At 72.1% G+C, this 25,171-nt stretch carries 19 protein-coding genes; 10 read left to right on the top strand and 9 right to left on the bottom strand.

What is annotated here, in order from left to right; all coding sequences use genetic code 11:
• The first annotated feature begins 301 nt into the window (after positions 1-301).
• Genes F5972_RS19595 through F5972_RS19580 form a run of 4 tightly spaced genes read left to right on the top strand, consistent with a single transcriptional unit; the run spans position 302 to position 7,059 of the window.
• Positions 302-1,804, top strand: coding sequence for a DUF3375 domain-containing protein (locus tag F5972_RS19595; protein WP_191910216.1), 1,503 nt, complete (start codon positions 302-304; stop codon positions 1,802-1,804).
• A complete protein-coding gene (locus F5972_RS19590) occupies positions 1,797-2,468 on the top strand; it encodes a DUF4194 domain-containing protein (protein ID WP_150934977.1) in 672 nt (223 codons plus the stop codon). The genes F5972_RS19595 and F5972_RS19590 overlap by 8 nt, the downstream gene beginning before the upstream one ends.
• Before the next feature lie 2 nt (positions 2,469-2,470).
• On the top strand, positions 2,471-5,809 hold the full coding sequence (locus F5972_RS19585) for an ATP-binding protein (RefSeq protein WP_225311668.1): 3,339 nt from the start codon (positions 2,471-2,473) through the stop codon (positions 5,807-5,809).
• Positions 5,806-7,059, top strand: a complete 1,254-nt coding sequence (locus F5972_RS19580) for a DUF3322 and DUF2220 domain-containing protein (protein WP_150934975.1) — start codon at positions 5,806-5,808, stop codon at positions 7,057-7,059. The genes F5972_RS19585 and F5972_RS19580 overlap by 4 nt, the downstream gene beginning before the upstream one ends.
• A 17-nt stretch (positions 7,060-7,076) precedes the next feature.
• On the opposite strand, the gene F5972_RS19575 is transcribed toward F5972_RS19580, so the two are convergent.
• The 7 genes from F5972_RS19575 to F5972_RS37345 all read right to left on the bottom strand — a co-directional run bounded on the left by F5972_RS19575 (position 7,077) and on the right by F5972_RS37345 (position 13,287).
• Entirely contained in the window at positions 7,077-7,520 is a 444-nt protein-coding gene (locus F5972_RS19575) for a hypothetical protein (RefSeq protein WP_150934974.1), read from the bottom strand.
• A complete protein-coding gene (locus tag F5972_RS19570; RefSeq protein WP_150934973.1) occupies positions 7,498-8,052 on the bottom strand; it encodes a hypothetical protein in 555 nt (184 codons plus the stop codon). Before F5972_RS19570 ends, F5972_RS19575 begins: the two co-directional genes overlap by 23 nt.
• 145 nt (positions 8,053-8,197) lie before the next feature.
• Complete coding sequence (locus F5972_RS19565) at positions 8,198-9,091, bottom strand: alpha/beta hydrolase (protein WP_225311652.1); 894 nt, start codon at positions 9,089-9,091, stop codon at positions 8,198-8,200.
• A gap of 336 nt (positions 9,092-9,427) precedes the next feature.
• Entirely contained in the window at positions 9,428-9,898 is a 471-nt protein-coding gene (locus F5972_RS19560; protein WP_150934971.1) for a hypothetical protein, read from the bottom strand.
• Between the two features lie 134 nt (positions 9,899-10,032).
• Positions 10,033-11,130 (bottom strand): ABC transporter permease subunit, encoded by a 1,098-nt coding sequence (locus tag F5972_RS19555; RefSeq protein ID WP_150934970.1) that lies wholly within the window; start codon positions 11,128-11,130, stop codon positions 10,033-10,035.
• A complete protein-coding gene (locus F5972_RS19550) occupies positions 11,117-12,121 on the bottom strand; it encodes an ABC transporter ATP-binding protein (RefSeq protein ID WP_191910215.1) in 1,005 nt (334 codons plus the stop codon). Before F5972_RS19550 ends, F5972_RS19555 begins: the two co-directional genes overlap by 14 nt.
• Entirely contained in the window at positions 12,118-13,287 is a 1,170-nt protein-coding gene (locus tag F5972_RS37345; protein ID WP_191910214.1) for a LolA family protein, read from the bottom strand. The genes F5972_RS19550 and F5972_RS37345 overlap by 4 nt, the downstream gene beginning before the upstream one ends.
• Positions 13,288-13,423: 136 nt before the next feature.
• Here F5972_RS37345 and F5972_RS19540 point away from each other — a divergent pair, with 136 nt between their 5' ends.
• Genes F5972_RS19540 through F5972_RS19530 form a run of 3 tightly spaced genes read left to right on the top strand, consistent with a single transcriptional unit; the run spans position 13,424 to position 17,158 of the window.
• Complete coding sequence (locus F5972_RS19540; protein WP_150934969.1) at positions 13,424-14,098, top strand: response regulator transcription factor; 675 nt, start codon at positions 13,424-13,426, stop codon at positions 14,096-14,098.
• A 2-nt stretch (positions 14,099-14,100) separates the two neighbouring features.
• A complete protein-coding gene (locus F5972_RS19535) occupies positions 14,101-15,642 on the top strand; it encodes a sensor histidine kinase (RefSeq protein WP_225311651.1) in 1,542 nt (513 codons plus the stop codon).
• 34 nt (positions 15,643-15,676) lie between these two features.
• On the top strand, positions 15,677-17,158 hold the full coding sequence (locus F5972_RS19530) for a pyridoxal phosphate-dependent decarboxylase family protein (protein ID WP_150934968.1): 1,482 nt from the start codon (positions 15,677-15,679) through the stop codon (positions 17,156-17,158).
• 40 nt (positions 17,159-17,198) lie between these two features.
• Here F5972_RS19530 and folP read toward each other — a convergent pair whose 3' ends face one another.
• Together folP and F5972_RS19520 are read right to left on the bottom strand one after the other, a co-directional pair.
• On the bottom strand, positions 17,199-18,080 hold the full coding sequence (gene folP / locus F5972_RS19525; RefSeq protein WP_150934967.1) for a dihydropteroate synthase: 882 nt from the start codon (positions 18,078-18,080) through the stop codon (positions 17,199-17,201).
• A 116-nt stretch (positions 18,081-18,196) separates the two neighbouring features.
• The gene (locus F5972_RS19520) at positions 18,197-19,066 is read right to left on the bottom strand and encodes a LysR family transcriptional regulator (RefSeq protein ID WP_150934966.1); all 870 of its coding nucleotides are present in this window, start codon (positions 19,064-19,066) and stop codon (positions 18,197-18,199) included.
• Between the two features lie 1,348 nt (positions 19,067-20,414).
• Here F5972_RS19520 and F5972_RS19515 point away from each other — a divergent pair.
• The 3 genes from F5972_RS19515 (at position 20,415) to F5972_RS19505 (ending at position 25,059) form a co-directional block, all read left to right on the top strand.
• Positions 20,415-21,362, top strand: a complete 948-nt coding sequence (locus F5972_RS19515; RefSeq protein WP_225311650.1) for a neutral zinc metallopeptidase — start codon at positions 20,415-20,417, stop codon at positions 21,360-21,362.
• A gap of 788 nt (positions 21,363-22,150) precedes the next feature.
• On the top strand, positions 22,151-23,593 hold the full coding sequence (locus tag F5972_RS19510) for an LCP family protein (RefSeq protein ID WP_225311649.1): 1,443 nt from the start codon (positions 22,151-22,153) through the stop codon (positions 23,591-23,593).
• Positions 23,594-23,697: 104 nt separating this feature from the next.
• Entirely contained in the window at positions 23,698-25,059 is a 1,362-nt protein-coding gene (locus F5972_RS19505) for a S8 family peptidase (protein WP_150934964.1), read from the top strand.
• Positions 25,060-25,171 lie beyond the last annotated feature (112 nt).

The following is a 25,171-nucleotide window of genomic DNA, read 5'->3' as shown; positions in this document are numbered from 1 at the left end:
CCATCGCGGGGACACAGACCGCCACCGGCTCGGGTGTGATCCCGGGCGGCCACAGAACAACGCGCGCAGCCCGTCGCGCACACCAGCCGCACAGGTGACGGTGAGTAGCCGACCCGGCAGTGGATCGCCGATGAGGCCCGGCACGCGGCTGCGCGTATCCCACCGAGCGCGTCTTCGCGGCCAAGCCCCGCCCGGCCGACCAGATTCTCGCCTGGCTGGACGGACCGACATCCTGCCGGGGGACTCATCACATCTCGGCACAGGCGCCCTGTGTCGTACCCCGGTCGTACGCTACATGGCGATGGGTACACGAGGTGTAGAAGGCGCTTACCAGGGCGCGCTCCGGGCGTTCCAGAATCCGATGCTCGCCCTGCTCCACCAGACGCACGCGCCGTTCGTCGTGACGGTGTTGGCGATGGTCTTCACCGCGGAGCGGCCGAGGGTGGCGGTGGCGGACGCGCACGCGGAGATCAACGACGCTCTTGACCAGTTGCGGGCCGCGGGCTACGGCGACGAGGACAACCAGCCGCTGCCCGCCGGGAACGCACGGGACCTGTGCAGGCAGTGGGTGCAGGCCGGCTGGTTGGTGCGGCAGGTGTCCGACGACGACGTCGAGGTGTACCGGCTGTCCGCGTACGGCGTCGGTGCGCTCGAGGTCGCCGGGCGGGTCGGCGGAGTGCGGACCAGGGTGTCGGAGTCCCGGGTCAGGACGCTGCTGGACGCGATCGAGCGGCTCGCGCAGGACGCCGACCCGGACGTGATGGCCCGGATAACGCGACTCCACGAGGAGATCCAGCATCGCCAGAAGGAGCTGACCCGGCTCGAACAGGGTGGCGTCGTCGAGACCGTCGAGGACGAGCAGCTGCTTGAGGCGGCCGAGAACGTGCTGCACCTGGCGCGGGAACTGCCCGCGGACTTCGCCCGTGTCGCGGAGTCGATCAAAGCCATCCAGCGCGACGTCGTCGCGGAGTTGCGGCACGACGTGCGGCCGACCGGTGAGGTGCTTCGCGAGTACCTGGCCCGCGGTCAGCGGATCCTGGACGCGACACCGGAAGGCCGTGCGTTCGCGGGGGCGTTGCGCCTGATCGGCGACCCGGCGCAGATCGACGACCTGTGGAGCCGGCTGCGCACGGTGCTGCGGCACCGGTTCACAGACCTGCTGCCGGAGCAGCAACGGCGAGAGCTCACCGAGATCTCGCGCCGGATCGAGCAGGGTGTCAAGGAGGTGCTGACCGCGCAGCGGCAGGCATCCCATGTGATCACCACACAGGTACGCAACCACGATCCGCTGCGGGATCGGCAGGTGGACGAACTCCTGAGGGACGTGATGTCCGGTCTCCACAAATGGGTTCCCGGTTCACGACGCGGCGAGGCCGTCGAGCCGCTCCGCCGCCTGCCGGTCGCCGACGTCGGGCACCTGCGGCAGCGGATGAGCGACCTGCGGCCACCACAGCCGCCCGCGCCGCTGCGGGAATGGGACGAGGGTGAGGACATGCCGGCCGCGGACACCCGGGCATGGGGCGGCCCACGGTACGCCGAGTTGCGCGCGCACCTGGCGGCGTTCGCGGGCGCCGCGGAGAGCGTGGACGTCGTGGCCGCGTTCCGCGCGGCGGCCGAGGACATCCGGCGTCCGGTCGACCTGCTCGGCCTGCTGGAGATCGCCCATGACGCCGGGATGACCGAGACGGCCGAGGTCGCGGTGGTCGACACGGTCCGGCCCGACCGGACCCGGCGACGGTTCGCTCTTGGCGGTGTGGTGGCGGCGAACCCGGCGAGCGCGGACAGGAGCGGTGGCGATGAGTGAGCCGGACGGCGCCGACGACGGCTGGTCGGCGGACACGCAGGCCGGGTTCATCGAACCGATCTCGATGGAGGACGATCCGGCCGAGTTGTTCGCCGGCGACGCGGGCACCCTGGACGCGGACGTGCGGCGGGTGCTGGTCCAGCTGTTGCGGCGCAAGTTCCTGCTGGCGGAGAAGAACTCCGCGCAGTGGCGCACGCTGCTGGAGAACCAGCAGATCATCGAGTCGCGGATGCACGACCTGTTCGTCCGGCTCGTGGTCGACCACGACCGGGGTGTCGCCTACAAGCAGCAGGTGCGCTCGGTGGAGCTGGACGTGCCGATCCTGCTCAAGGACGACCCCTACACCCGGGCCGAGACCCTGGTGCTGGTGCACCTGCGGACCGTCTTCCAACGGGAACGCGGCACGGGTGAGGCGTCCGCACGGGTGGACATCGAGGAGCTGGAGCAGACCGTGCTGACCTACTTCGATCCGAAGGACCACAATGTGGCCCGCGGCCAGCAGGAGGTCCGCACCGCGGTGCAACGACTGGTCACCGAAGGTCTGCTCACGGAGGATTCCGCGGGCCGGTACCGGATCACCCCGATGGTGGAGGTCGTGCTGAGCACCGCGAAGCTCGCCGAACTGGAGCAGTGGTTGCGCGAACGGAACGAGGCCACGGCGTGAGCATGATCGACACGTTGTTCGGGTTGATCCCGGCGGCGTCGCGGGGTCAGCAGTGGGTGGCGCGCGACCTGCAACTGGTCAACTGGGGCGGCTACGACGGATATCACCACCTGCGGCTCGCACCCGGCGCCACCCTGCTCAGCGGAGGTTCCGGATCCGGCAAGTCGACGCTGATGGACTCCTACATCGCGTTGCTCATGCCGCACACGACTCCCTTCAACGGGGCGTCCAACGGCGGTGTCGTCGGCAGGCCACGGGGGAAGGACCAGCGCAACATCCTCTCCTACGCGCGCGGCAAGCTCGACGAGTCCCGGAGCGACGGCGAGACCAAGTCGAGGGTGCTTCGGGGAGACGGCCGCGACACCTGGTCCGCCATCGCGATGACGTGGGCCGACCGCACCGGCGCCGTCTTCACCGCGCTCCGCGCCTGGTACGTCCCGTCAGCCGCCCGCAGCCTCGACGAAGTCGTCCCGGTGCGCGCCACCTGTGACGACTCGTACGATCTGCGCACGCTGGAAGGCCCGGCGAACAAGAAACTCGCCCGTGCCGAGGTCGAGGCGACCGGCTTGAAATGGTGCGAGACCGACCGTGATTTCACCGCGCGTCTCCACACCGCGCTCGGCATCGGCGCCGCGGGCGACGGGCACAAGGCGGTCGCGCTGCTGGGCCGGATCCAGGCCGGTCAGCAGATCACCACCGTCGACGCCCTGTACAAGACGATGGTCCTTGAGGAGCCGTCCACGCTGGCCACGGCGGACGCGGTGGTACAGCAGTTCGACGAGCTGTCCGGCACCCGGACCAGGATGATCACCGCACGCCAGCAGGTGAAGGCGCTGACCCCGATCCGCGAGCACCGGCGCACCATCGACGAGGCACTGGACCGGTCGCGCCTGATCGACGAGGTCGGATCGTTCACCGACACGTCGTCCCCTGCCGCGTTGTGGCGTCATGAACGCCGGCTCGACCTGCTGCGCGCCGCCGAGAAGGACCTGGCCAATCGGCGCCGCCGGGCCGAGGAGGAACTGTCGGAGACCACCGCCCTGGTCAAAACGACCGAAATACAGCGTGATGGGGTGGCTGACACGCTTCGTGCGTCCGGTGGTGACCGTCTGGACACCGCGCTCCGTGAGATCCGCGGCGTGGAGCAGCGGCTGGCCGATGTCGAACGCTCGCGGGAGCGGCTGGACCGGGCCCTCGCCACGATCGGCGCCGGCGTGTCGAACGGCGATGACTTCGCCGCACTGGTCGAGACGGCGCATCGGTCGTTGGCCGACGCCGACGCCAGGAGGGCCGTCCAGAACGAGTTCGCCGAGGCGATGGCGGAGAAGAAGGAAGCCGACCGCGAGCTGGCCGGGTTGCTCGCCGAGCACAAGGCGGTCAAGAACCGGCGGGGCAACATCCCGACCGAGCTGCATGAGGCGCGCGCGGCGCTGGCCGAGGCGGCCGGGCTCAGCCCGGACGACGTGCCGTTCGTCGGCGAGCTGATCGAGGTGCGGACGGAGTTCGAGCCGTGGCGCGAGGCGTTCAACCTGGCGCTCGGCGGGTTCGCCACGCGGATGCTGATCGACATCGGCCGGCTGAACTCGTTCCGCGAGGCGATCAACGCGGTGCCGGCCGCACGGCGTATCCATTTCGAAGGGGTGCGTACCGGCCTGCGCGACGAGGTGGGACTGGACGACAGAACGCTCCCCGGCCGGCTCGACTACCGGCCGTCGCCGTTCACCTCCTGGCTCAAGAGCGAGTTGGCCCGTCGGTTCGACTTCGTCTGCGTCGAGACACCCCGGCTGCTGGGGCAGCACCCCAAGGCACTCACGATCACCGGCCAGACGTCGGAAAGGGGTCGGGGCGCGCACGGCGGCCACGGCCGCGCCAACCTGCTCGGTTTCACCAACAGCAGGTTGCTTGCCGACCTTGAGAACCGGATGAGCCTTGCGCGGGAACGCCGTGACGATGCTGTCGCCTGGGTGGCGAAGGCGGAGGAGGGCCTCAACTCGGTCGAAACCAGACGCATGACCTACCAGACCCTGACCGAGTTGTCCTGGGACCAGGTGGACGTCGACTCCGTCACGGCGGAACGTGACCGCTGGAACCGTGTCGTCGAGGAGGTCCGCGCAGGCAACCCGAGGATCGACCAGTTGCAGGGCCAGCTGGACGAGCTCAAGGAGCGGGTCAGGGAACTGACCGAACGCGTCGGCCGGCAGAAGGACAACGTGAGGACACTCGGTGGGTCCTGGCAGGAGACCGTCGACGAGGTGGACCGCGCACAGCAGGCACTCGACACGGCCGCGGAGACAGGCGCCGATGTCAGTCAGGAGCATCGGGCCTACCTGGAGGCGCTGTTCGGCAGCGACCCGGACGGCACCGCCCCGGCGGGGGTGCTCGCGGCGTTCGACGCGGCGGTGAAACGGGCCACCGAGCGGCTCCGCGCCGACCGGCAGGCCGCGGCGGAGACGATCGGCAGGTCGAAGAAGGCGCTGCTCGACACGTTCTCGACGTTCGTCGAGCGCTGGCCGAACCCGAACCTCGGCATCGACGCGGACAACTCGTACCGCGACTTCGATCGCCTGCTCACCGACCTGGAGACCAGCGGGCTGCACGAACTGGAGATCGAGTGGCGGGACAGTCTGCTCAAACTGTCCGGCAACGACCTGACCGGCCTGGACAGCGAGCTCGCCGCCGCTGTCCGGGAGATCCGCGACCGGATCGACCCGGTCAACCGCATCCTCGCCGAACTGCCGTTCGCCGACGACAGGCACCGGCTGCGCATCGACCCGCAGGAGAGCCACTCCACGGTGCGTGCCCGGTTCCGCAAGGAACTGCGCGAAGTACGCGCCTTCATCGACCAGGCGGCGACGGACGAGGACCGGGAACGCGCCTATCACCGGATGGCCAAGGTGATCGACCGCATCCGACGCGCCGCGCCCGACTTCGCCGACCTCGTCGACGTGCGCAACCATGTTCGGATCAGTGCCGAGAAACGCGATCTCGAGGGTGGACACGTCGCCGTGTACGACCACATCGGCGAGAAGTCCGGCGGCGAATCGCAGGAGCTGGTCGCGTTCATCGTCGGGGCCGCACTGCGGTACCAACTGGGCGACGCGGGCGCCGACCGCCCCCGCTACGCCCCCGTCTTCCTCGACGAGGCGCTCATCAAGGCGGACGCGCACTTCACCGGCCGGGCCATCGGCGCGTGGCGTGGTCTCGGCTTCCAGCTCATCATCGGCGCCCCCAACGACAAGCACAGCGCGATCGAGCCGCATGTGGACGCGGAGTACCTGATTCTCAAGAACTCCCAAGGCCGGTCCTGGGCGAAACCTCTGGTCGGTGTTCCGGACGCATGAGCGTACTCGTCACCCCGAAGGACGCCGTCGTGGCCGTCCGCCGCAAGATCGACCAGAAATGGGCGGAAGCCGTGTGCGCCGGCCTCGGTGTCGGGGACCGGGTCGTGTTCTCCGTTCCGCTCCGCCCCGGCGTGTCGACGGGCAAGGCCGTCGAGCGGCTCGGGCACGCCGCCTGGCACGAGTGGCACATGCAGTGGCGCGAGTTCGCCGGCCGGCTCCCCACCGGTGTGGAACTCGTCCGCAAGGCGGTCACCATCCGAGGAGTCGCCGGCGACTTCCCCGCCACGCTCATCGCGGACCTGGACGGCGCCGTCTCGCTCATGGCCGGCACCCGTACCGGTGCCGAACCTCTGGCCGTGGACATCGACCGTGCCCGTGCGCTCGCGTCGGCGCTGCGGTCCGCCGGAGCGATCCTCACCCCGGCCACGCTCCGGGCCGTCTGCCGTCTTCCGGCCGTCGACATGGAGGTTCTGGTCAGCGCCGTGACCTGGCTACGCCGGCACCCCGACGCCGGCACGTGGACCCTGCGGCAACTCCCGGTCCCCGGCATGCACACCAAATGGCTCGACACCCACGGCGCACTACTGCGCGACGTCGCCGGACGCGATGTACGAGGGGAAGTCCGGCCCCGGCTGACCGTCATGCACCTGACCTACGTCGACCCTGACCACACTGCGTCCGGCCGCCGCAGGCACGACGCCTGGACCACCGGTGACGTGCACGACATCGCCTACCGCCCACGCGTGGTCCTCGTGGTCGAGAACCGCGACTCCCGCCTCTGGTTCCCGCCGGTCAAGGACACGATCGTGGTCGAGGGCGGCGGCAAGGCCGCAGCTTCCCTGCTCGCGAACGTGCCGTGGATCCGCGCGGCGGACCATGTCGTCTACTGGGGCGACATCGACGCGGACGGCTACGCGATCCTCGACCGGTTCCGCGCCACACTGGCCGAGCCCACCCCCGACGGCGCGCCGCCGAGGCCCGTCACCTCCATCCTCATGGACGCCACCGACCTGCACCACTACTCCGAACACGGCGTCAACCACGACAAGGCAGGCCGCCCCATCAAGCCGTCACCGGCGAACCTCCCGCACCTCACCGAAGCCGAGAGCATCGCGTACAACACCATCGCAACCGCAGGCTCCACCCCGTTCCGCCGGATCGAACAGGAAGCCATCCCTCTCACCCACGCCGCCAACCGACTGCTACAGATCCTGGAAAGCCAGGAACCGGCCATCGAGCAGTTCGACTAGCGCGGCCCGGGTGGCAGTCAGTTCGGGCAGGCGTCGTGGCAGCCGCCGAAGCGCCGCATGTCCGGGCGGGTGAAGCGGGTCTCCCGGGTCCCCCGCGTCGCCTCGGTCATCGCCTGCTTCCAGATCAGGCCGGGAACCGACGTACCGTCCACCTGCCGATAGCGGTGGCCGCCCATGGTGACGTCGACCAGGGGGTACCGGGTAGCGCCGCGAGGGTCGCCGAGGCTGACGGCCAAGGCCAGGTCGGGGGTGTAACCGGCGTACCAGGCGGAGCGGTGCATGTCGCCCTCGCCGGGCATGCCCGCCGCCTCGCGGCCGATGCCCTTGAGCGTGCTCTTCACCAGGACATCCGACAGCACTTCGGTGACCGCGTCGGCGACCGCCGCGTCCAGGACCTGCCGGCACCGCGGCGGGAAGGAGCGCGTGGTGCCCGAGCCGTCACGGATCTCCGTGATCACCATCGGCTCGCAGAAGCGGCCACGAGCGGCGAGGCTTGCGTAGGAGTTGGCCACCGAGACGGGATCGGCCTCGGTGGTACCCAGCGTGAACGGCTCTATCTCCCGGAGCGGTTTTCCGTCGGATCAGCACCTGCGTGGCGAGCTGTGGATCGTCGCGATCGACGTACGCGTCGACGGCCTGCTGGGCCGCCCGCTGGAGCCGCTGGTCGATCGTCGTACGAATCGTCAGGCCGTCGCGGGTGAGCAGCCGCGGATCCTCGGCGAGAAGCCGCTCGCTGACGTACCGGCAGAGGTAGGGGTGCGCGCTGCCCACGCAGTCGCCGGCGAACTCCTCGATGACGGCGCCCTCGGCATCGAGCAGCACGCTCTTCGGGGTCGGCACGCTCTTCGGGGTCACGGGTGAGGCCGCCGCCGTGACGCTGGAACCTGAGGCGACGGGCTCCCGGCCACTGTCCTCCGAGCTTCGTAACAACAGGAGGACCGCGGCGAACGCGCCCACCGCGGCGACGCACAGGAAAACCAGGAATGCCTTCATCGTTGCCCTTCGGCGCGCCTCACCCGATGTACTGATCATCGGGGGAGGGGCACGGCTCGGACAACCGGGAATGACTACGACGGCCTTCCGGACGTCAACGGCACGCGTACCTGTACGACCACTGGGGCCCCTGATCCCTGGCCCGTCAGGCGGCCTCGGCGGCGGTGGTGGCGCGGTGGTCGCGGACGGCGCCGAGGAAGCGGGAGACGTGCTCGAAGAACAGGCGGCCTTCGGGGAGGACGTCGGCGAGGAGGGGGAAGATGTGCGGCATGCGGGTCCACTCCTCGTAGGTCACCTGCACGCCGTTCTCCCTGGCGCTGAGGGCGACGCGGCGGGCCTCGTCGCGCAGGACCTCGGTGGAGCCAGTGACGATCATCAGCGGGGGGATGCCGGTGTAGTCGCCGTACACGGGGGACACGAGGGGGTCGTGGCAGTCGAGGCCGTCGGTCCAGCGGCGGGCCAGCCAGTCGACGCGGCTCGCGGGGAGCATGGGGTCGGACCATACGTTGACGCGGCGGCGGCTCTCGCTGAGGTCGGTCCAGGGGGAGACGCACACACCGGCGGCGGGCAGGGGCATGTCCCGGTCGCGCAGGGCCAGCAGAGTCGCGAGGGTGAGGTGGCCCCCGGCGGAGTCTCCGGCCAGCAGGATGTCCTTGGCGGCGTACCCGAGGTCGAGCAGGGACTCGTACGCCTCGAGCGCGTCGGCCAGCGACTCGGCGAGGGAGTGGACGGGCCCCTGGCGGTAGTCGAGGGAGAAGACCGGGCTGCCCGCGGCGGCCGACAGCCGCCAGGTGATCGGGCGGTGGGTGGCCGGGGAGCAGACGAAGTAGGCTCCGCCGTGGAAGTAGAGCACCACCTTCCGCTCGTCCAGGTACGGCCCGCCGTGCACCCACTCTCCGGTGCACGAGCCGAAGCCGTCCGGGGTGACGGACACATGGCCGGGCAGAATGCCGGGAACGCGCTCACCCAGGCACATCAGCCGGCTGGCCACCGCCATCCCCGGGTTGTTGCGGACCAGCAGGGCCGAGATCGGTTTCATGGTGCCACGGAGGACGCCGTTGATCGCGGCCGCCTGCCAACTGACCGGATATTCCGGACGAACATCAACATTAAGCTCATGTGTCATGCAAGCCCCCTAAAAGGGATATTCCCAGTTAGGTAATCTGTTCTACCGGTCGGTAAGTTTCATCCTCCTTACGACGATGTTACGACACGGTAACACCCGCAGGTCATGGGTTTCCCATGTAAAGATCACAAAAGGCTCCGCTGCCCCACGCTCAGGCCCTCAATCGCCGGGCTTCACGCGTGCCGGGTAAAGCCTTCCCAAAATCACGGCCCGGCCCAGGGGGTGATCCGTCAAGGAACTCCCCCGCGATCAGTAGCCGAGGGTCTCCTCGTACTCCTCCTCGTCGTCCCGTTCGGGGCGGGACCAGCGGGACGGCATGAGCACCGGGAGGAACAACGCGATGCCGAGCAGGGCGTACACGCCGGTCGAGAGAAGGGTGAGCGCGCCCCGGCCGGCCTGCAGCAGCTCCGCGTGCACGGAGGGCCCGGTGGGCACCAGGCTCGCGGCGCGTGAGACGTCGAGGAGATAGACCACGGTCCACGCCAGCAGCGCCATCGACGGGACGAACGTCGACAGCGGCGACACCCGGGTGACCAGCACGAGCCCGAGCAGCAGGCCCACGACGACCATCACGCCCAGGGCGATCAGCATCCGGGTGTCCCTCACCGGGTCCACGTTCTGCACGGCCCCTCGCACCGCCTCCTGAGACGCCCATCCACCACCGACGAGAAGAGCCGCCGCGACGACAACGCCCAGGAGCAGCCCGAAGAAGTGCCGCATGAACACCACCTTGGGTGAGAGGTCCGCGGCAACACTAGCGACAAAGACCGGTGAAGGTCACCACTTGTGATCCACTTACTCCGCCGATCCACCGATCCGCCGGACTCGTGCTCGTCCCGTCGCCGTGACTCCGGTCAGGCGGTGACGTCCTTGCTCGTGAAGCGCGCCCAGGCGATCGAGCCGAACACCAGGACGTAGGCGGCGAACGCCAGCAGCCCCTGGCCCATCCGGTCGACGTCGACCGGCGCCCGCAGAGCGCCGTCGAAGGCGGTCCACCACGTGGTGAGCAGGTACGGCCGTACGGCCGCGAGCTGCGGGATCGCGCTCAGGACCTGGCTGACCACCACCAGGACGACGCTCGCAGCGACCGCGCCGATCGGCGCCTCGGTGAGGGTGGAGACCGCGAGCGCGACGGCGCCGAGTGCCGCCATCCCGGCGGCGGCGTACAGGACGACGATCCCGATGCGCAGCAGGGCGGCGGACGCCGGGACCGTCGTACCCGACAGCAGCGTCACCGGCCCGGCCGGGAACAACGCCAGCCCCACCGCCAGCGCCGACAGCGCCACCACCGCGCACGCCGCGAGGCAGAAGAGCACCACGTTGGCGTACTTGAGCGCGAGCAGCCTGGCCCGGCCTACTGGGGCGACGAGCAGGTAACGCAGCGTGCCCTGCGCGGCCTCGCCCGCCACGGCGTCACCCGCCACGACCGCCACCGTGAGCGGCAGCACGATCGGCGTCATGACGGCGAACGCGGCGAACGTCAGCATCAGCCCGTTGCCCGCGATCTCGCCGATGATCGAGCCTCCCGTGTCGCCCGACGCGAGGCGTACCGCCACGCCGACCAGCACCGGCACGACCGCGAGCACACCGAGCATCGCGAGGTTGCGCGGCCGGCGGAACGTCAGCCCGGCCTCGGAGGCCAGCAGCCGCGCCACCTGCCGCACGGACGACGGTGGCGGCGCGGCCCCCGATTCCGGCGCGCCGCCCAACTCATCGCCCTGCCCGCCGTCCAACGCCGTCCCCGGCCCATCGTCCAACGCTGTTCCGGGCCTGGTGCCCGGCCCATCGTCCAACGCCGTTCCGGGCTTGGCGCCCGGCGCGCCGTCCAACGCCGTTCCCGGCCTGGTGCCCGGCGCGCCGTCCGGCGTACGGGACGTGGCCTCGCCGGGCGGCGTCCGCTCCTCCGCCGGCCGGGCCTCCGGCGCGGCCGCGCCCGTCTCATGCCTCGACATCGAACCCCTCCCCCGTCAGCCCGACGAAGATTTCCTCCAGCGTGGGACGGACCACCCCGAACCCCCGCACCGCCACGCCCTCTCCGACCAGCAGCGCGCAGATCCGCTCGGGCGGCTGCTCCCCGGCGTGCGCCGTGACCTCGCCGTCCCCGGGTCGAACGCCGTCCAGCCCGGCGCGCGACAGCGCGGCCGCCGCCGCGGCGACGTCCGGGGTCTCCACGCGCAGGCGCGGGGCCGCGCCCGCCTCGCGCAGGGCGGCGACCGGGCCCTGCGCGACGAGCCTCCCGGCCCGCATGACTCCCACGTGGCCGCACATCTGCTCGACCTCCCCCAGCAGGTGGGAGGAGACGAAGACCGTCGTGCCGTCCCCCGCGATCTCCTTGATCAGCGCGCGGACCTCGCGGGTGCCCTGCGGGTCGAGACCGTTGGTCGGCTCGTCGAGCACCAGCAGCTCCCGCGGCCCGAGCAACGCGGCGGCGATGGCCAGGCGCTGGCGCATCCCGAGGGAGTAGGCGCGGTAGCGCTTGCCGGCCGCCGCCGTCAGCCCGACCCGGTCCAGCGCGGCGCCGATCCTGGCCCGCGCCGTACGGGGGTCCGCGCCGGGGTCGGCCGCGTCGAAGCGGCGCAGGTTCGCCTCTCCGGACAGGTACGGGTAGAAGGCCGGGCCCTCGACCAGCGCGCCGACCCTCGGCAGGGTACGGGCCAGGCCGCCGGGCATGGGTGCCCCGAGCAACGACCAGGAGCCGGAGGTCGGGGTCACCAGGCCGAGCAGCATGCGGATCGTCGTCGTCTTGCCCGAGCCGTTGGGACCGAGGAAACCGTAGACCGATCCGCGTGGCACGGCGAGGCCGACGCCGTCGACGGCGAGCTGACCGCCCCGGAAGCGTTTGGTGAGGCCGGTGGTGACGACGGCGTGCGCGCCGCCCTCCGGAGAGGGCGGGGGCGCCGCCGCGTCCTGCCGCGGCGCCCCCGCGCGCGTGCCCACCGTCACCGGGCCGCCCGGTAGAGGGCCTCCGGCGTCACCGCGCCGGCCAGGAGGCGGCCGTCGTCGGTGAGCAGGATCGACACGACTTTGGTGCGCAGCAGCCGGCCGCTGCCCCACTCCCCGCTCACCGGCGTCGCCGCGGAGCGGACGCCGCCGAGCAGCGCCGCCACGTCGGGCCCGTCGCCCTTCCGCTCGTTCTGCTTCCCCTCGTCCTGCTTCCCCTCGGCGGCGGCGGGCAGAGGCGCGACGAGCACCCTGTCCCAGCCCGAGCCGACGACGCGCGTCCCGTCGTGGGCGCCGTCAGGTGCGCCCGGGGCCGTCTCGGGACGGCGGTCCGCACCGGGGACGTCCACCCCCTGCTCGACCTTCGCCCCCGGCGGCGGGGTGAAGGCGAAGTTCTCCGGGGCGGGGCTGGTGAAGGACAGCGTCTCGAAGCCGACCTCGAACGCCGGCTCGGCGGCCCCCTTGGCGTACACCTGGACGCGCAGCGGCATCAGCCTCTCACCGTCGAGGGCCACCCGGACGTCCCTGATCAGCGAATCGGACGACTTCGGGGTCAGCACCAGCTGGTAGGCCCCCCGCCCGGCGACCGTGACGTCGTCGCCGACGCTGATCGCGGTGTCGGTCCCGGCCGCCTTGAGCACCTCCCGCGCGGCCTGCTCCGGCGTCGCCGGCATCGAGGCGGGGCCGGACGGCAACGGGAAGGGGGTGGCCGTCCCGCCGGGGGCCGCCGGGGCGGTGAGGCGGGTCGCCTTGTTGGCGGCGCTGTCCCAGAACCACACCTTGTCGCCGTCGGCGATGAGGTCGGTCTCGCTCATCTCCCCCGGCAGCATGAGGCGGAACCGATTCTCCCCCGCGTACCAGATCTTGAGCTGGTGCGACCCGGACAACAGGGACACCGGCGTGGCCCCGGACGGCCCCGGCCCGGACAGGCCGGGCAGCGTGGGCAGGCCGAGCGACGCGGTCTCGACGATCGTGCCGGACATCTGCGGCATCGGGCCGTGCTGCCAGGTGCGCGCCACGTCGGCCAGCAACTGCTCCGCCGTCTTGTCGGGCAGGGACGGCTCGCCGCCCACCGCCGCGATCACCGGACCGGCCCCCACGGCCGCGGCCACCACGGCCACCGCCGCCACCGGAATGCCCCACCTCACGACGCGGACTCTCTTCGCCATCTCACATCTCCCACTATGGGCGGAAAACCTGACAACCCGAGACTGCCTGAGGGCCCCTGAGCCGACGCTGAGACCGGCTGAGAGCCTTCTCAGGGGCCGTCCGACCCCAGAGGGCAAAAGGGTCCACTATGGGGCAATGCGGGTTCTGGTGGTGGAGGACGAGCGGCGGATGGCGGTGGCGCTGCGTCGCGGGCTGCAGGCGGAGGGATTCGCCGTCGACCTGGCGCACGACGGGAACGAGGGCCTGCACCTCGCCCGCGCCGGCGACTACGACGTGGTGGTGCTCGACATCATGCTGCCCGGCATGTCCGGCTACAACGTGTGCAAGCAGCTGCGCGCCGAGGAGAACTGGGTGCCGATCCTCATGCTGTCGGCCAAGGACGGCGAGTACGACATGGCCGACGGGCTCGACCTCGGCGCCGACGACTATCTCACCAAGCCGTTCTCCTACGTGGTGCTGGTCGCCCGGATCCGGGCGCTGCTGCGCCGCGGCGGGGGGCGCAGGCCCGCGGTGCTGCGCGCGGGCGACCTGTCACTCGACCCGGCGGTCCGGCTGGTCACCCGGGGCGACACCCCGGTCGAGCTGACGCCCCGGGAGTTCGCCCTGCTGGAATACCTGATGCGGCGGCCGGGCGAGGTGGTGTCGAAGCCGGAGATCCTGGAGCACGTGTGGGACACCTACGACACCGATCCGAACGTGGTCGAGGTGTACGTCGGCTATCTCCGCCGGAAGATCGACGCGCCCTTCGGCCGCACCGCCCTCCAGACGGTGCGCGGGGCCGGATACCGGCTCTCCGGCGACGGCGGCTGACCGTGCCCGATCCATCCGCGCACCCGCACCCGCTCGCACCCGGCCCGTTCGCCGCGGCGACGCCGGTCGCCGCCGCCCAGCCGGGGGAACGGGAGCCCGCGCGACCCGGGGAATCCGAGCTGGCGCGACCCGGGGAACCCCGGCGGACGGGCGGGCCGGTCGCGTGGTGGCGGCGGCGGAGCCTGCGGTTCCGGCTCACCGCCACCGCGACCGCCGTGCTGGCGCTCGCCCTCGCCGTGTCGGCGTACGTGTTCGTCATGGTGCTCGGCGAGTCCCTGATCCGGAACATCGACGACCAGGTCTACCAGCGGGGCCGCGAGATCGTCGCGCTGTCCGACGCCGGCCGGCTGCCCGACCCGGTGACCTCGGTGAACAACACGATCGTCCAGGTGCTCGGCCCGGACGGGCGGATCGTCGACGCCACCTCGGACACCGACCGCCTGGTCCCGCTGCTGCCGGCGCGGGCGCGGGAGTCGGCCGTGCGCACCGGCGCCCCCCAGTTCGTGAACGGCCGGCCCTACGCGCTGCCGGGACCGCTGCGGGTGCGGGTGCTCAGCGCGGACCACGGCGTCACGGTGATCGTGGCGCGGTCGTTCACCGAGGTGGAGAGCAGTCTGGTGACCACCGGGCACGTGCTGCTGGCCGGGATGCCGCTCCTGCTCGCGCTGCTCGCGGCGGCCTCGTGGCTGGTCATCGGGCGCACGCTACGGCCGATCACGTCGCTGCGGCGGGGCGCCGCCGCGGTGGGCGGCACGGCGCGCTCGCGGCGGCTGCCGGTGCCCGAGGCGCGTGACGAGGTGCACGCGCTCGCCACGACCCTCAACGACATGCTCGGCCGGCTGGAGGAGGCGGAAGCCCGTCAGCGGGCGCTGGTCTCCGACGCCGCGCACGAGCTGCGCAGCCCGCTCGCGAGCATCCGGCTGCAGCTGGAGGTGGCGCTCAGCCATCCGGAGGGGCAGGACTGGAACGAGACGGCGGAGGGCGTGCTGGAGGAGACCCTCCGGCTGTCCCGGCTCGCCGAGGACCTGCTCGCCCTGGCCCGGCTCGACGAGGGCCGGCTGAGCCGGCGGGAGCCCGTCGACCTCGGCGACCTGGCCCGCCGCACCGCCGAGCGGTACGACCTCGGCCTCGACCTGGGCTCCGGCGATGGCTCCGGCGATGGCTCGGACCTCGCGCCCGGCCCGCCGCCCGTGGTGCTCGGCGACGCGCTGGACCTGCGTCGGGTGCTCACCAACCTGGTCGACAACGCGCTGCGCCACGCGGCCTCGGCGGTCCGGATCGGCGTACGGACCGGAGGAGCCGCGGGAGCGGGCGTCGCCGAACTGACCGTCACCGACGACGGGCCGGGCATCCCGCCCGAGGACCGGGAGCGGGTGTTCGACCGGTTCACCCGGCTCGACGACGCGCGCAGCCGCGACGACGGCGGCGCGGGGCTCGGTCTCGCGATCGTGCGCACCACGGTCGAGGCCCACGGCGGTACGGTCCACCTGGAGGACGCCTCCCCCGGACTGCGTGCCGTCGTGCGGCTCCCCCTGGCACGTTGAGACCCGCCCGTGTTGCCCGCCCGATAGGAGACCGATGCTTCCCGACCACGGCAGGCCCGCCGCCGAACTGCTCGCCGAACTGACCGCGCTCAGGGCCGCCGACCTGCCGGTCCGCGGCGGCAAGGTGACGGCCTACGTCTACGACACCGGCCTGCCGGAGGTGCACGAGGCGGCGCACCTGGCGTACGCGGAGATGCTCGAGGTCAACATGCTCGACCCGACGGCCTTCCCCAGCATGGTCACGCTGGAGCGGCGGGTGGTCGGGGCGGTCGCCGAGATGCTCGGACGGCCCGGCGCGCCCGGGATCTTCACCAGCGGCGGCACCGAGTCGATCATGCTGGCGGTGAAGGCGGCCCGCGACGCCCGCCCCGGCGCCACCCGGGTCGTGCTGCCCGTGACGGCCCACCCCGCGTTCCACAAGGCCGCGCACTACCTCGGCATGGAGGTCGTGCCGGTGCCGGTGGACCCGATCACCTACCGCGCCTCCGTGCCGGCGTTCGAGGACGCGCTGGACGAGCGCACGGCGCTGGCCGTGGTCTCGGCGCCGTCCTATCCCCAGGGCGTGGTCGATCCCGTCGGCGAGATCGCCGCGCTGGCCGCCTCGCGCGGCGTGCTGTGCCACGTGGACGCCTGCGTCGGCGGATGGCTGCTGCCGTGGCTGCGCGAGGCGGGGGCCGAGATCCCGCCCTTCGACCTGGCCGTGCCCGGCGTCACCTCGATCTCCTGCGACCTGCACAAGTTCGGGTACGCGCCGAAGGGGGCGTCGGTGCTGCTCTTCCGCGACGCGGAGCTGCGCCGCCGGGCCTACTTCGCCTCGGCGGCCTGGCCCGGATACACGATCGTCAACGCGACCGTGCAGAGCTCACGCTCCGCCGGGCCGCTCGGCGGGGCCTGGGCCACCCTGGAGGCCCTCGGCCGGGAGGGCTACCGGGAGCTGGGCCGCCGGACGCTGGAGGCGACCCGGCGGCTGGCGGAGGGCGTGCGGAAGATCCCCGGCCTGCGGGTGCTGGGCGAGCCGGAGGCCGCGCTGGTCGCGATCGCCGGGTCGCCGGAGGTGGACGTGTTCGTGCTCGCCGACGAGGCGCGCACGCGCGGCTGGTTCCTCCAGCCGCAGCTGTCGTACGCCGGCATCCCGGCCAACATCCACATCACGGTCACCGGCGTGACGCTGGCGGGGGTCGACGCGATGCTGGACGTGATCGAGGAGGCGGCCGCGGCGGCGCGGCGGCGCGGGCCCGCCGAGGTGCCCGAGGGCCTGCCCGAGCTCATCGCGTCCCTCGATCTCGACGCGCTGGACGACGCGACGTTCGCCGAGCTGGCCGCGTCGGCGGGGATCACCCTAGGCCTGCCGGACGGGACCGGCCCCGCGGCACAGCCCGGAGCGGCACCCGGGAAAGCGCCGGAGAAGGCGCCCGAGATGGCGGTCGTGAACGCGATTCTCGACGCGTTGCCGGCGGCGACCCGTGAGGCGATCCTGCTCCGCTTCCTGTCCGTGACCTACTCCCCGCCCGTGTGAGCCGATCGGCTCAGGACGGAGGCGCTCAGGACGGGGCGGCTCAGGAGCGGGCGGCGGCGAGGCGGCGGACCACGGCGAGAGCCGTACGCGCGCTCGCCGCGTCGTGGACGCGGAAGACCCGCGCGCCCTGCAGCGCGGACACCGCGAGCGTGGCCAGCGTGCCGGCGTGCCGTTCCCCGACCGGGAGACCGCCCAGCGCCTCGCCCACGAAGTCCTTGTTGGAGACGGCGACGAGCACCGGCCAGCCCGTGGCGGTCATCTCGCCGAGCCGCCTGCCGACCTCCAGCGAGTGCCAGGTGTTCTTGCCGAAGTCGTGCGCGGGGTCGATGAGGATCGCGTCGCGGCGGACCCCCGCCGCGACCGCCCGCTCCGCGAGCGCCGTCGTGTAGGCGATCACGTCGGCCACCACGTCGCCGTACGCGATGCGGTGCGGCCGGGTGCGCGGCTCCACCCGCCCGGCGTGCGCGCACACCAGGCCGACGCCGTACGCCGCCGCGACCTCCGCGAGGCCGGGGTCCACGCCGCCCCAGGTGTCGTTGAGCAGGTCCGCGCCCGCCTCCGCGACGACCTTGGCGACCTCCGACCGCCAGGTGTCGACGCTGATGATCACTTCGGGGTGCCGCTCGCGTACCGCCGCGACGACGTCGGCCACCCGGCGGATCTCCTCGGCCGGGTCGACGTCCGTGCCGGGACCCGCCTTGACGCCGCCGATGTCCACGATGTCCGCCCCGTCCGCGATGAGGCGGGAGGCGGCGTCCACGGCGGCGGAGAAGGCGTAGGTCGATCCCCTGTCGTAGAACGAGTCGGGGGTCCTGTTGACCACGGCCATCACCGCGAAGTCGCCGGGACCGAAGGCACGGCCGCGCAGGCGCAGTACGGATGGCGGGCCGGGCACCACGGCGGGTTTCGGCGAGTTCGGCATCGCCGTCACCCTACTAAACCGGCCCTCCGGCTTCCGCGCCGACGGCGGGCCGGCGCCGGGCCCCACCTTCTCTGTTCGGGAAAGGTGGAACGATCCAAACAAAGGAGAAGGCGCGGTCACGCCGCCGAGCCGCCCTCCGCGAGGGCGAGGAAGTCCTGCGCCATCGCGGGCAGCCGCCGCCGCGCGTGCACCACAGCGATGATCTTACGCAACGACGGGTCGAGCGAGCGGACCACCAGCCCGGCCCTGGCCGCCTGCTCGGCCATGCCCCGGTACCACAGCAACGAGGCCCGGCCCTCACGTACGGCGCGGAGCCAGCCGCGACGCTCGTCGGACTCGACGGCCGGGATCGGGCGCACCCCGTGGGTGGCGAAGATCTGGTCGAACTCCCTGCGGCGCGGGCTGCCAGGGGCGGGCAGCACCAGCCGCATGCCGTTCAACCGCGTCACCGGGAGGGGATCGGGCAGGTCGAGGCCGGGCGGGGAGATCAGCACGATCTCCTGGCGTTCCAGGGGATGGCTCACCAGGTCGGTGGGCACCGGGAGATCGGTCAGGCCGAGGTCGGCGCGCTGTTCGCGGACCGCGCTGACCACCGCCTCCCGGCCCTCGCACCGCACGATCTGCACCCTTATCCCAGGGTGCTCGGCGGCGTACGCGGGCAGCAGGCGCCCGGCGAGGCCGGGCTCCAGGCTCGGAGTGGACGCGATCCGTAACTCGGCCCCGGAGGAGTGGCCCTGGGTCGCGAGCGCCTCGATCTCGGCCACCGCGTCGAGGGCCTCACGAGCCAGCTTCACGACCCGGCGGCCCTGGGCCGTCACGACGACCCCGCGGCCGGAGCGCGCGAAAAGCGTCATTCCGAGTTCACGTTCCAGGTCGCGAATCGCGCGCGACAGAGCGGGCTGCGCGATATAGAGCGAGCGGGCGGCATCGGTCATGGTGCGGTGCTCCGCAGTGGCGACCACGTAACGGAGCTGCTGCAGATTCATGCCAAAAACGCTAGGGCAGACGAGCCCGGCGATTCCGGAACATCGCAGAGATCACGTCGGCCGATTACGGATTGTGCCCGGTATCTGCTACATCCGTGATGGATGAGAAACGAGTATCCTTCTGCCCCAAATCCACGAAGGGGGCAAAGTCGTGGCGCAGCAGTACCCTCCCCAGCAGCCGCCCGGGGGGTCTTCTCCCTATTCAGGGCCACCTTCGGGCCCACCTTTCGGGTCACAACCGGAGGAATCAGCTGGTTGGACGCCCGGACCGGAATCCGGGGCACAAATCGGCGGGGCCTATCCTCCCGGGGGTTGGACCGGGCCAACCGGAACGGGCGATTGGGACGGTCCGCAGCACCCCGGCATTCCCCATCCGGAAGGCGGACAGCGCGACGGCATTCCCCATCCGCAGAGCGGACCGCATCAGGGGGTCGCCTATCCACCCGGCGCCTATCCCCCGCCCGGCCCGTACGGCGGCCACCCACAGGCCGGCGGCCCGCCCCGGGGCGTCGCCTATCCCGCGGCCTCGCAGCCCCCGGCCCCCGGCACATTTCCTCCGAACGGCTCTTTCCCGGCGCCTCCGCAGAACCCGGCCGCGCACGCTTACGGCCAGGGCCCGGCCGCGCATGCCTATGGCCAGGATCGGCAGGACCCGGCCGCGTATGCCTATGGCCAGGATCGGCAGGGGCCGGGAGCGTACGCCTACGGTCAGGGTGAGCAGCCCTACGGGAACCCACCCCGAACGCCGTCCTATCCACAGCCCTCGACAGCGCCACCGCCACCGCCACAGGGCGCGGGCCACCATTTCGAGGGCCCGCCACAGGGATTCCAGCCAGAGGGATTACCGCCCCAGGGACAGCCCTCCTATCCGGCGCCCCAGGACTACCCCGCTCCCCAGGGCACGCCGTTCCAGGGATCACCGCAAGCAGCGGCGTTCCCGGCGGCACCGCCGCAGCAGCGGCCGTTCCAGGCCACGCCGCCCCAACAGGCACCCTTCCAGGGGGCCCCACCGCCCCAAGGAGCACCGTTCCCGGCGGCTCCGCCCCAGCAGGCACCCTTCCAAGCGGCGCCGCCGCAAGGAGCGCCAGCCCAGGGGCCACCGCCACCCCAGCAGGCCTCTTTCCAGACGGCACCGCCTCAAGGAGCACAAGGAGCGCCTTTCCAGGGGGCGCCTTTCCAGGGGGCTCCGCAGCACGCGCCCTTCCCGGCGGCTCCGCCTCAGCAGGCGCCGCCGCCTCCGCCGGGACCGCGGTGGGCGCCACAGCCTCCGCCGCCCCCGCGCGGGCCCGCCGCTCCCTACCCGCCGCCCGCGTGGCGTCCGCCCCGGCGCAGGTCGTCCGGCGGAGCGGTGATCGTCGCGCTGATGGGCATGCTCGCGCTCGTGTTCGTGCTGGTCGTGGTCATGAGCGCGATGGCGCGGGTCGCGCGCACCGAGGACCCGGTCTCTCCGGTCGCGCTGCCGACCTACAGCCTTCCCCCGCTCCCGTCGCGGGAGCCCCGCGAGGACGACACCGCGGCGCCGTCCAGGCCCTCCTCGAAGCCGACGTCCCAGGCGACGAGGCGTCCGACGACGCCGACGCTGAACCGTACGGCCAAGAGCAACAGCCTCTACCGCGCCGGTTCGCCGACCAGGACGAACTGCCCGGCCGGGAATGCCAGTATCTACAACCACGCCCAGTTCAAGGCCCTGATCCTGAAGACGGGAAGGTGCATGGGCGACGCCTGGGCGCCGGCGCTCACCCGGGCGGGGATCCCCTGGACTCCCCCGCATTACATGATCGCCGCCCGGAAGGGCAGGGGCGCCTGCGGCGACTACCCCTCGCCGGGCAGCAACGTGCCCTACTACTGCCCCAGCAACAGCACCATCTACGCGTCCACCTCGGCGATGGCCCGGGAGTACGGCCCGCTCGGCTCCTGGAACGGGATCATCATCAGCATGATGGCCCACGAGTACGGACATCACCTCCAGAACGTGTCGGGCATCTCCGACTCCTGGTGGCAGCAGACGATCAACTCGAGCTCCCGCAGCGGCAAGATGGCGCTCAGCCGGCGGCACGAACTGCAGGCCACCTGCTTCGGCGGCATGTTCATGCGGTCGGTCGCCGCCAGCTATCCCATCGACGGCACCCGGCGGAACACGCTCCTGTGGGCCTACAGCCACCTGGGCGACCCGCCGGGAGGGCCGCGGGACCACGGGAACACACGCAGCAACGCCGCCTGGTTCCGCCAGGGCTACACCCGGCCGATGGCCTACCAGTGCAACACCTGGGTAGTCGGCTCCTCGTCCGTCTCCTGACGGACGGCCCCGACTCCTCTCCCCAGGTTTACGTCTACCTTGTCCGGATATGGTGATTAGAATCCCTAGCCAAGCCACGGAGGAAAGAGCGGTGAGCCATGCGCGGCGGGGGTCCCGCTGACGCGGCCGGGGGTTCCCGGAAGCGTCGGCGCGAAAGTCAGCGTGGCGGGAGCGGGGAGCGCGACGAAAACCCCGGCCCGCCTCGATCACGCGGCGGAACCCCCGGTTCGCCGCGACCCCACGAGGACTCCCCCGGGGCCTCACGCGGAGGCTCTCCCGGCTCCCCCCGCCCGCGCGAACACTCGTCGCGCGAAGAGTCTCCCAGCTCCTCACGCGCGAGCGAAGGCCCTCCCCGCTCCTCGCGCGAAGGCTCCTCGCCGCTGAGTGAGGGCTCGCCCGGCTCCTCGCCGGCCCGCGACGAGGCCCCTCGCGGTTCCTCCCCGGACGACACCCACGGGGATCGTCACGACGACACCATCCCGAGACGCCGGAACGACGCTTTCCGCGCACCCCAGCCAGACCCCCGGGCAGCCGAGCCGGAATCCCAGGACGAGACGGTCCCAGGGCCCCGGAAGGACGCCCCGGGAAGCCCCCAAGCCCTCCCAACTCCCCAAGGCTCCGGAACTCACCAAGGCCCCGGGGCCCCTGGAGCCCCCAAAGCCCCCGGAGCTTTTGGCGCCCCCGGCGGTTCCCACCCGGCTCCGCGACCGAGGCCGCGGGGTCGTGGGCCGCGCTACGGGCCGCCGCTGACCCCTGTCTCCCTCATCGGCTGGACCGCGCTGTCGGCCTTGGTACCCGGCGCGGCCCACCTGCGGGCGGGCCACCGCCGGACCGGGATCGCCCTGCTCGTGACGTTCGGCGCCGCCCTGGTCGCGCTGGTGGTCGTGGGCCTGCGGCTGATGGGGAACGCGGGCGCGGTGGTGCGCCCCAGCACGCTCACGGCCATCATGGTGGGCGCGGCCGTCTGCGCGCTCGCCTGGTTCGCGCTGGTGGTCCTGTCCTTCGTGGCGCTCCGCCCACAGCGGCTGTCGCAGACCGGGCAGGTGGTGGCGGGGATCGTCGCCGGCGTGCTGTGCGTGTCGGTGATGGCGCCGTTCGCGGTCACCGCGGGCTACATCAGGACCGCGAGCCAGACCCTCGACGCGGTGATGGCCCCGGTCGAGGGCACGACCCCCTCCCCCATCCGGGCCGAGGACCCCTGGGACGGCCGCAAGCGCGTCAACTTCCTGCTGGTCGGCGGGGACGCGGCGGGCAACCGCGTCGGGGTGCGCACCGACTCGATGACCGTGGCGAGCGTGAACATCGCGACCGGCAACACCGTCCTGTTCAGCCTGCCGCGCAACCTGCAGTACGTCCGCTTCCCCGCCACCAGTCCCCTGCACAAGGTGTTCCCCAACGGCTTCAACGACGAAGGCCAGGGCCTGCTCAACTCGGTCTGGTACTACGCCGACAACAACCCGCAGGTCATGGGGGGCAAGAACAAGGGCTCGCAGGCGCTGAAGGACGCCATCGGCTACACGCTCGGCCTGCACATCGACTACTACGCCATGGTCGACATGTTCGGCTTCGCGGCCATGATCGACGCCCTGGGCGGCCTCGACATCCGGGTCGAGCGGGACATCAAGTGGGGCGGCCACTTCGGCACGGCCGGCACCATCAAGGCCGGCTACCGGAGGCTGAGCGGCGAGGAGGTGCTCTGGTACGGCCGTTCCCGGGTCGACAGCGACGACTTCTCCCGGATGTCCCGCCAGCGGTGCGTCATCGGCGCGCTCGCCCAGCAGGCGACCCCGTCCAAGGTCCTCGCGAACTTCACCAGGATCGCCACGGCGGCCCGCCACATGTTCCGCACCGACATCCCCCGCGACCTGCTGGAGCACCTCGTGCCGCTCGGCATGAAGGTGCGCAGCGCCAAGATCACGAGTCTCCAGTTCGTGCCGCCGCTCATCTACACCGGCAACCCGGACTGGGACAAGATCAGGGAACTCACGAAGAAGGCGATCCGCGAGTCCATGGCCGACCAGGCGCCCATCGCGGCGACGGCCTCCCCCATGGGCACGGCCGGCACGGCCTCCGCGTCCGCCTCGGGTTCGCCCGGCGCATCCTCCTCCTCCACCCCCTCGTCCACCCCGTCGCCGTCCCGTACGCCGCTCCTGGCCGACGCGGGCGGCAGGAAGACCCCCACCCCCAACGACAAGGCCGCCAAGAGCCTGGCGGAGCTGTGCGGCTTCTGACCGCGCGCCGCTGAGGATTTCCCGCGAAGCCGTGGACGGCGCCGCTGGCATGCAGCAGGGTTGTCACGTAACGTATCCACCCCGTCACACGAAGTGGACCCGTCGTGCGCGTACTCATCCAGTTGCGTCCGTCCCCCGATCTGGTCGCCGCCGTCGCCGACCCGTCGGTCCCGTCCTCGGCCTCCGACGTGGCCGACGATCTGCCCGGGATCGTCATCGACCACGCGTACGCCCCGGTGGCCGTGCCCCGTCCGATGCCCGCGGTCCCCGGCGGCGACCCGCTCTCGCTCAACCAGCCGCTGGTCTTCTCCATGGCGCCGCAGGACGCGTCCGTCGTGGTGCGCGGGGAGATCGCCGACGACGAGCTGACCAGCAGGATCGCGCTGCTGCCGGCGACCCGCCGCGACGTGGTCGCCGTGTACGCCGACCCGGCCATCGAGACCACGCTCACCTGCGCCGGCGACCCTCCCGTGGGCGACTGGCACGACGTCGAGCGGCTGCTGCGCCTGCCCGATCTCGCGGCCGAGGGCCTGGACGGCTCCGGCGTCCCCCTCGCGGTCATCGACACGGGCATCAACGCGGCGTACGTCTCGGCGGCCCGCGGCCGGGAGGTCACCGTCGACCACGAGCGCAGCTGGAACCCCAAGAGCGTGTCAGGGACACCGGGGGCTTTCTCCGTCGACCACGGCTCGATGTGCGCCTTCGACGCGCTCATCGCCGCGCCGAACGCGTCCCTGGTGGACGTGCCCGTGCTGCTGTCGCGGCGGCAGGGCGGGTCGACGCTCGACGGCCTGCTGTCCGACGCGATCGCCGCGTACGCGCACCTGCGCGAGGTCCTCGACGCCCAGCCGGCCGAGTCCCGGGCGCTCGTCGTGACGAACAGCTGGGGGTCGTTCTCGCCGCGCTGGGACTTCCCGCCCGGCCACCCCGGCAACTATTCCGACAATCCCGCCCATCCGTTCAACCTGATCGTGGGCAGCCTGGCCGAGGCGGGGGCGGACATCCTGTTCGCCGCGGGCAACTGCGGCACGCAGTGCCGCGACAGCAGGTGCGCCTACCCGGACCGGCCCATCGTGGGGGCCAACTCCCACCCGCGCGCCCTGTCGATCGGGGGGATCGACACCGCCGGGTCGCGCGTCGGCTACTCCTCCCAGGGCCCCGGGCGGCTGGCCGCGCGCAAGCCGGACCTCTGCGCCTACACCCACTTCACCGGTTCGGGCGCGCTCGGCGACACCGAGCCCGACTCCGGCACCTCGGCGGCGTGTCCCGTCGCGGCGGGGCTCGTCGCCGCCGTCCGCACCCGATGGCCGTCGACCACGCTCTCGCCGGCCCAGCTCAGGACCCTGCTGCGGCGGACGGCCGACGACCGCAGTGCCGTAGGGTATGACCACGACTACGGGTATGGCGTGGTCGACGCCGCCGGCGTCATCGCCGCGCTGCGCCGCCGGGCGGCCAAGGCCGCCTGAAAGCCACTCGGGCGGCGAAGGTCGCCTGACAGCCGCTCGGGCGGTAAGGCCGCCTGAGAGCCGCCTGACGGCCGGGCCGGGCGGCGTCGTACACGACAGGGGAGGGCGGACC

The sequence above is a fragment of the Microbispora cellulosiformans genome (assembly GCF_008728085.1).
Classification (GTDB): Bacteria; Actinomycetota; Actinomycetes; order Streptosporangiales; family Streptosporangiaceae; genus Microbispora; species Microbispora amethystogenes.
The sequence above is the reverse complement of the archived record's forward strand: the minus strand, read 5'-3'. Positions and strand labels throughout refer to the sequence as shown.

Bases quoted from the DNA above. Each gene is read 5' to 3' on its own strand.
- folP (WP_150934967.1), bottom strand. From the start codon at position 18,080: ATGCCGAACTCGCCGAAACCCGCCGTGGTGCCCGGCCCGCCATCCGTA.
- F5972_RS19590 (WP_150934977.1), top strand. From the start codon at position 1,797: ATGAGTGAGCCGGACGGCGCCGACGACGGCTGGTCGGCGGACACGCAG.
- F5972_RS19595 (WP_191910216.1), top strand. From the start codon at position 302: ATGGGTACACGAGGTGTAGAAGGCGCTTACCAGGGCGCGCTCCGGGCG.
- F5972_RS19520 (WP_150934966.1), bottom strand. From the start codon at position 19,066: ATGAATCTGCAGCAGCTCCGTTACGTGGTCGCCACTGCGGAGCACCGC.
- F5972_RS19560 (WP_150934971.1), bottom strand. From the start codon at position 9,898: ATGCGGCACTTCTTCGGGCTGCTCCTGGGCGTTGTCGTCGCGGCGGCT.
- F5972_RS19540 (WP_150934969.1), top strand. From the start codon at position 13,424: ATGCGGGTTCTGGTGGTGGAGGACGAGCGGCGGATGGCGGTGGCGCTG.
- F5972_RS19530 (WP_150934968.1), top strand. From the start codon at position 15,677: ATGCTTCCCGACCACGGCAGGCCCGCCGCCGAACTGCTCGCCGAACTG.
- F5972_RS37345 (WP_191910214.1), bottom strand. From the start codon at position 13,287: ATGGCGAAGAGAGTCCGCGTCGTGAGGTGGGGCATTCCGGTGGCGGCG.
- F5972_RS19555 (WP_150934970.1), bottom strand. From the start codon at position 11,130: ATGTCGAGGCATGAGACGGGCGCGGCCGCGCCGGAGGCCCGGCCGGCG.
- F5972_RS19585 (WP_225311668.1), top strand. From the start codon at position 2,471: ATGATCGACACGTTGTTCGGGTTGATCCCGGCGGCGTCGCGGGGTCAG.
- F5972_RS19570 (WP_150934973.1), bottom strand. From the start codon at position 8,052: ATGAAGGCATTCCTGGTTTTCCTGTGCGTCGCCGCGGTGGGCGCGTTC.
- F5972_RS19575 (WP_150934974.1), bottom strand. From the start codon at position 7,520: ATGGTGATCACGGAGATCCGTGACGGCTCGGGCACCACGCGCTCCTTC.
- F5972_RS19580 (WP_150934975.1), top strand. From the start codon at position 5,806: ATGAGCGTACTCGTCACCCCGAAGGACGCCGTCGTGGCCGTCCGCCGC.
- F5972_RS19565 (WP_225311652.1), bottom strand. From the start codon at position 9,091: ATGAAACCGATCTCGGCCCTGCTGGTCCGCAACAACCCGGGGATGGCG.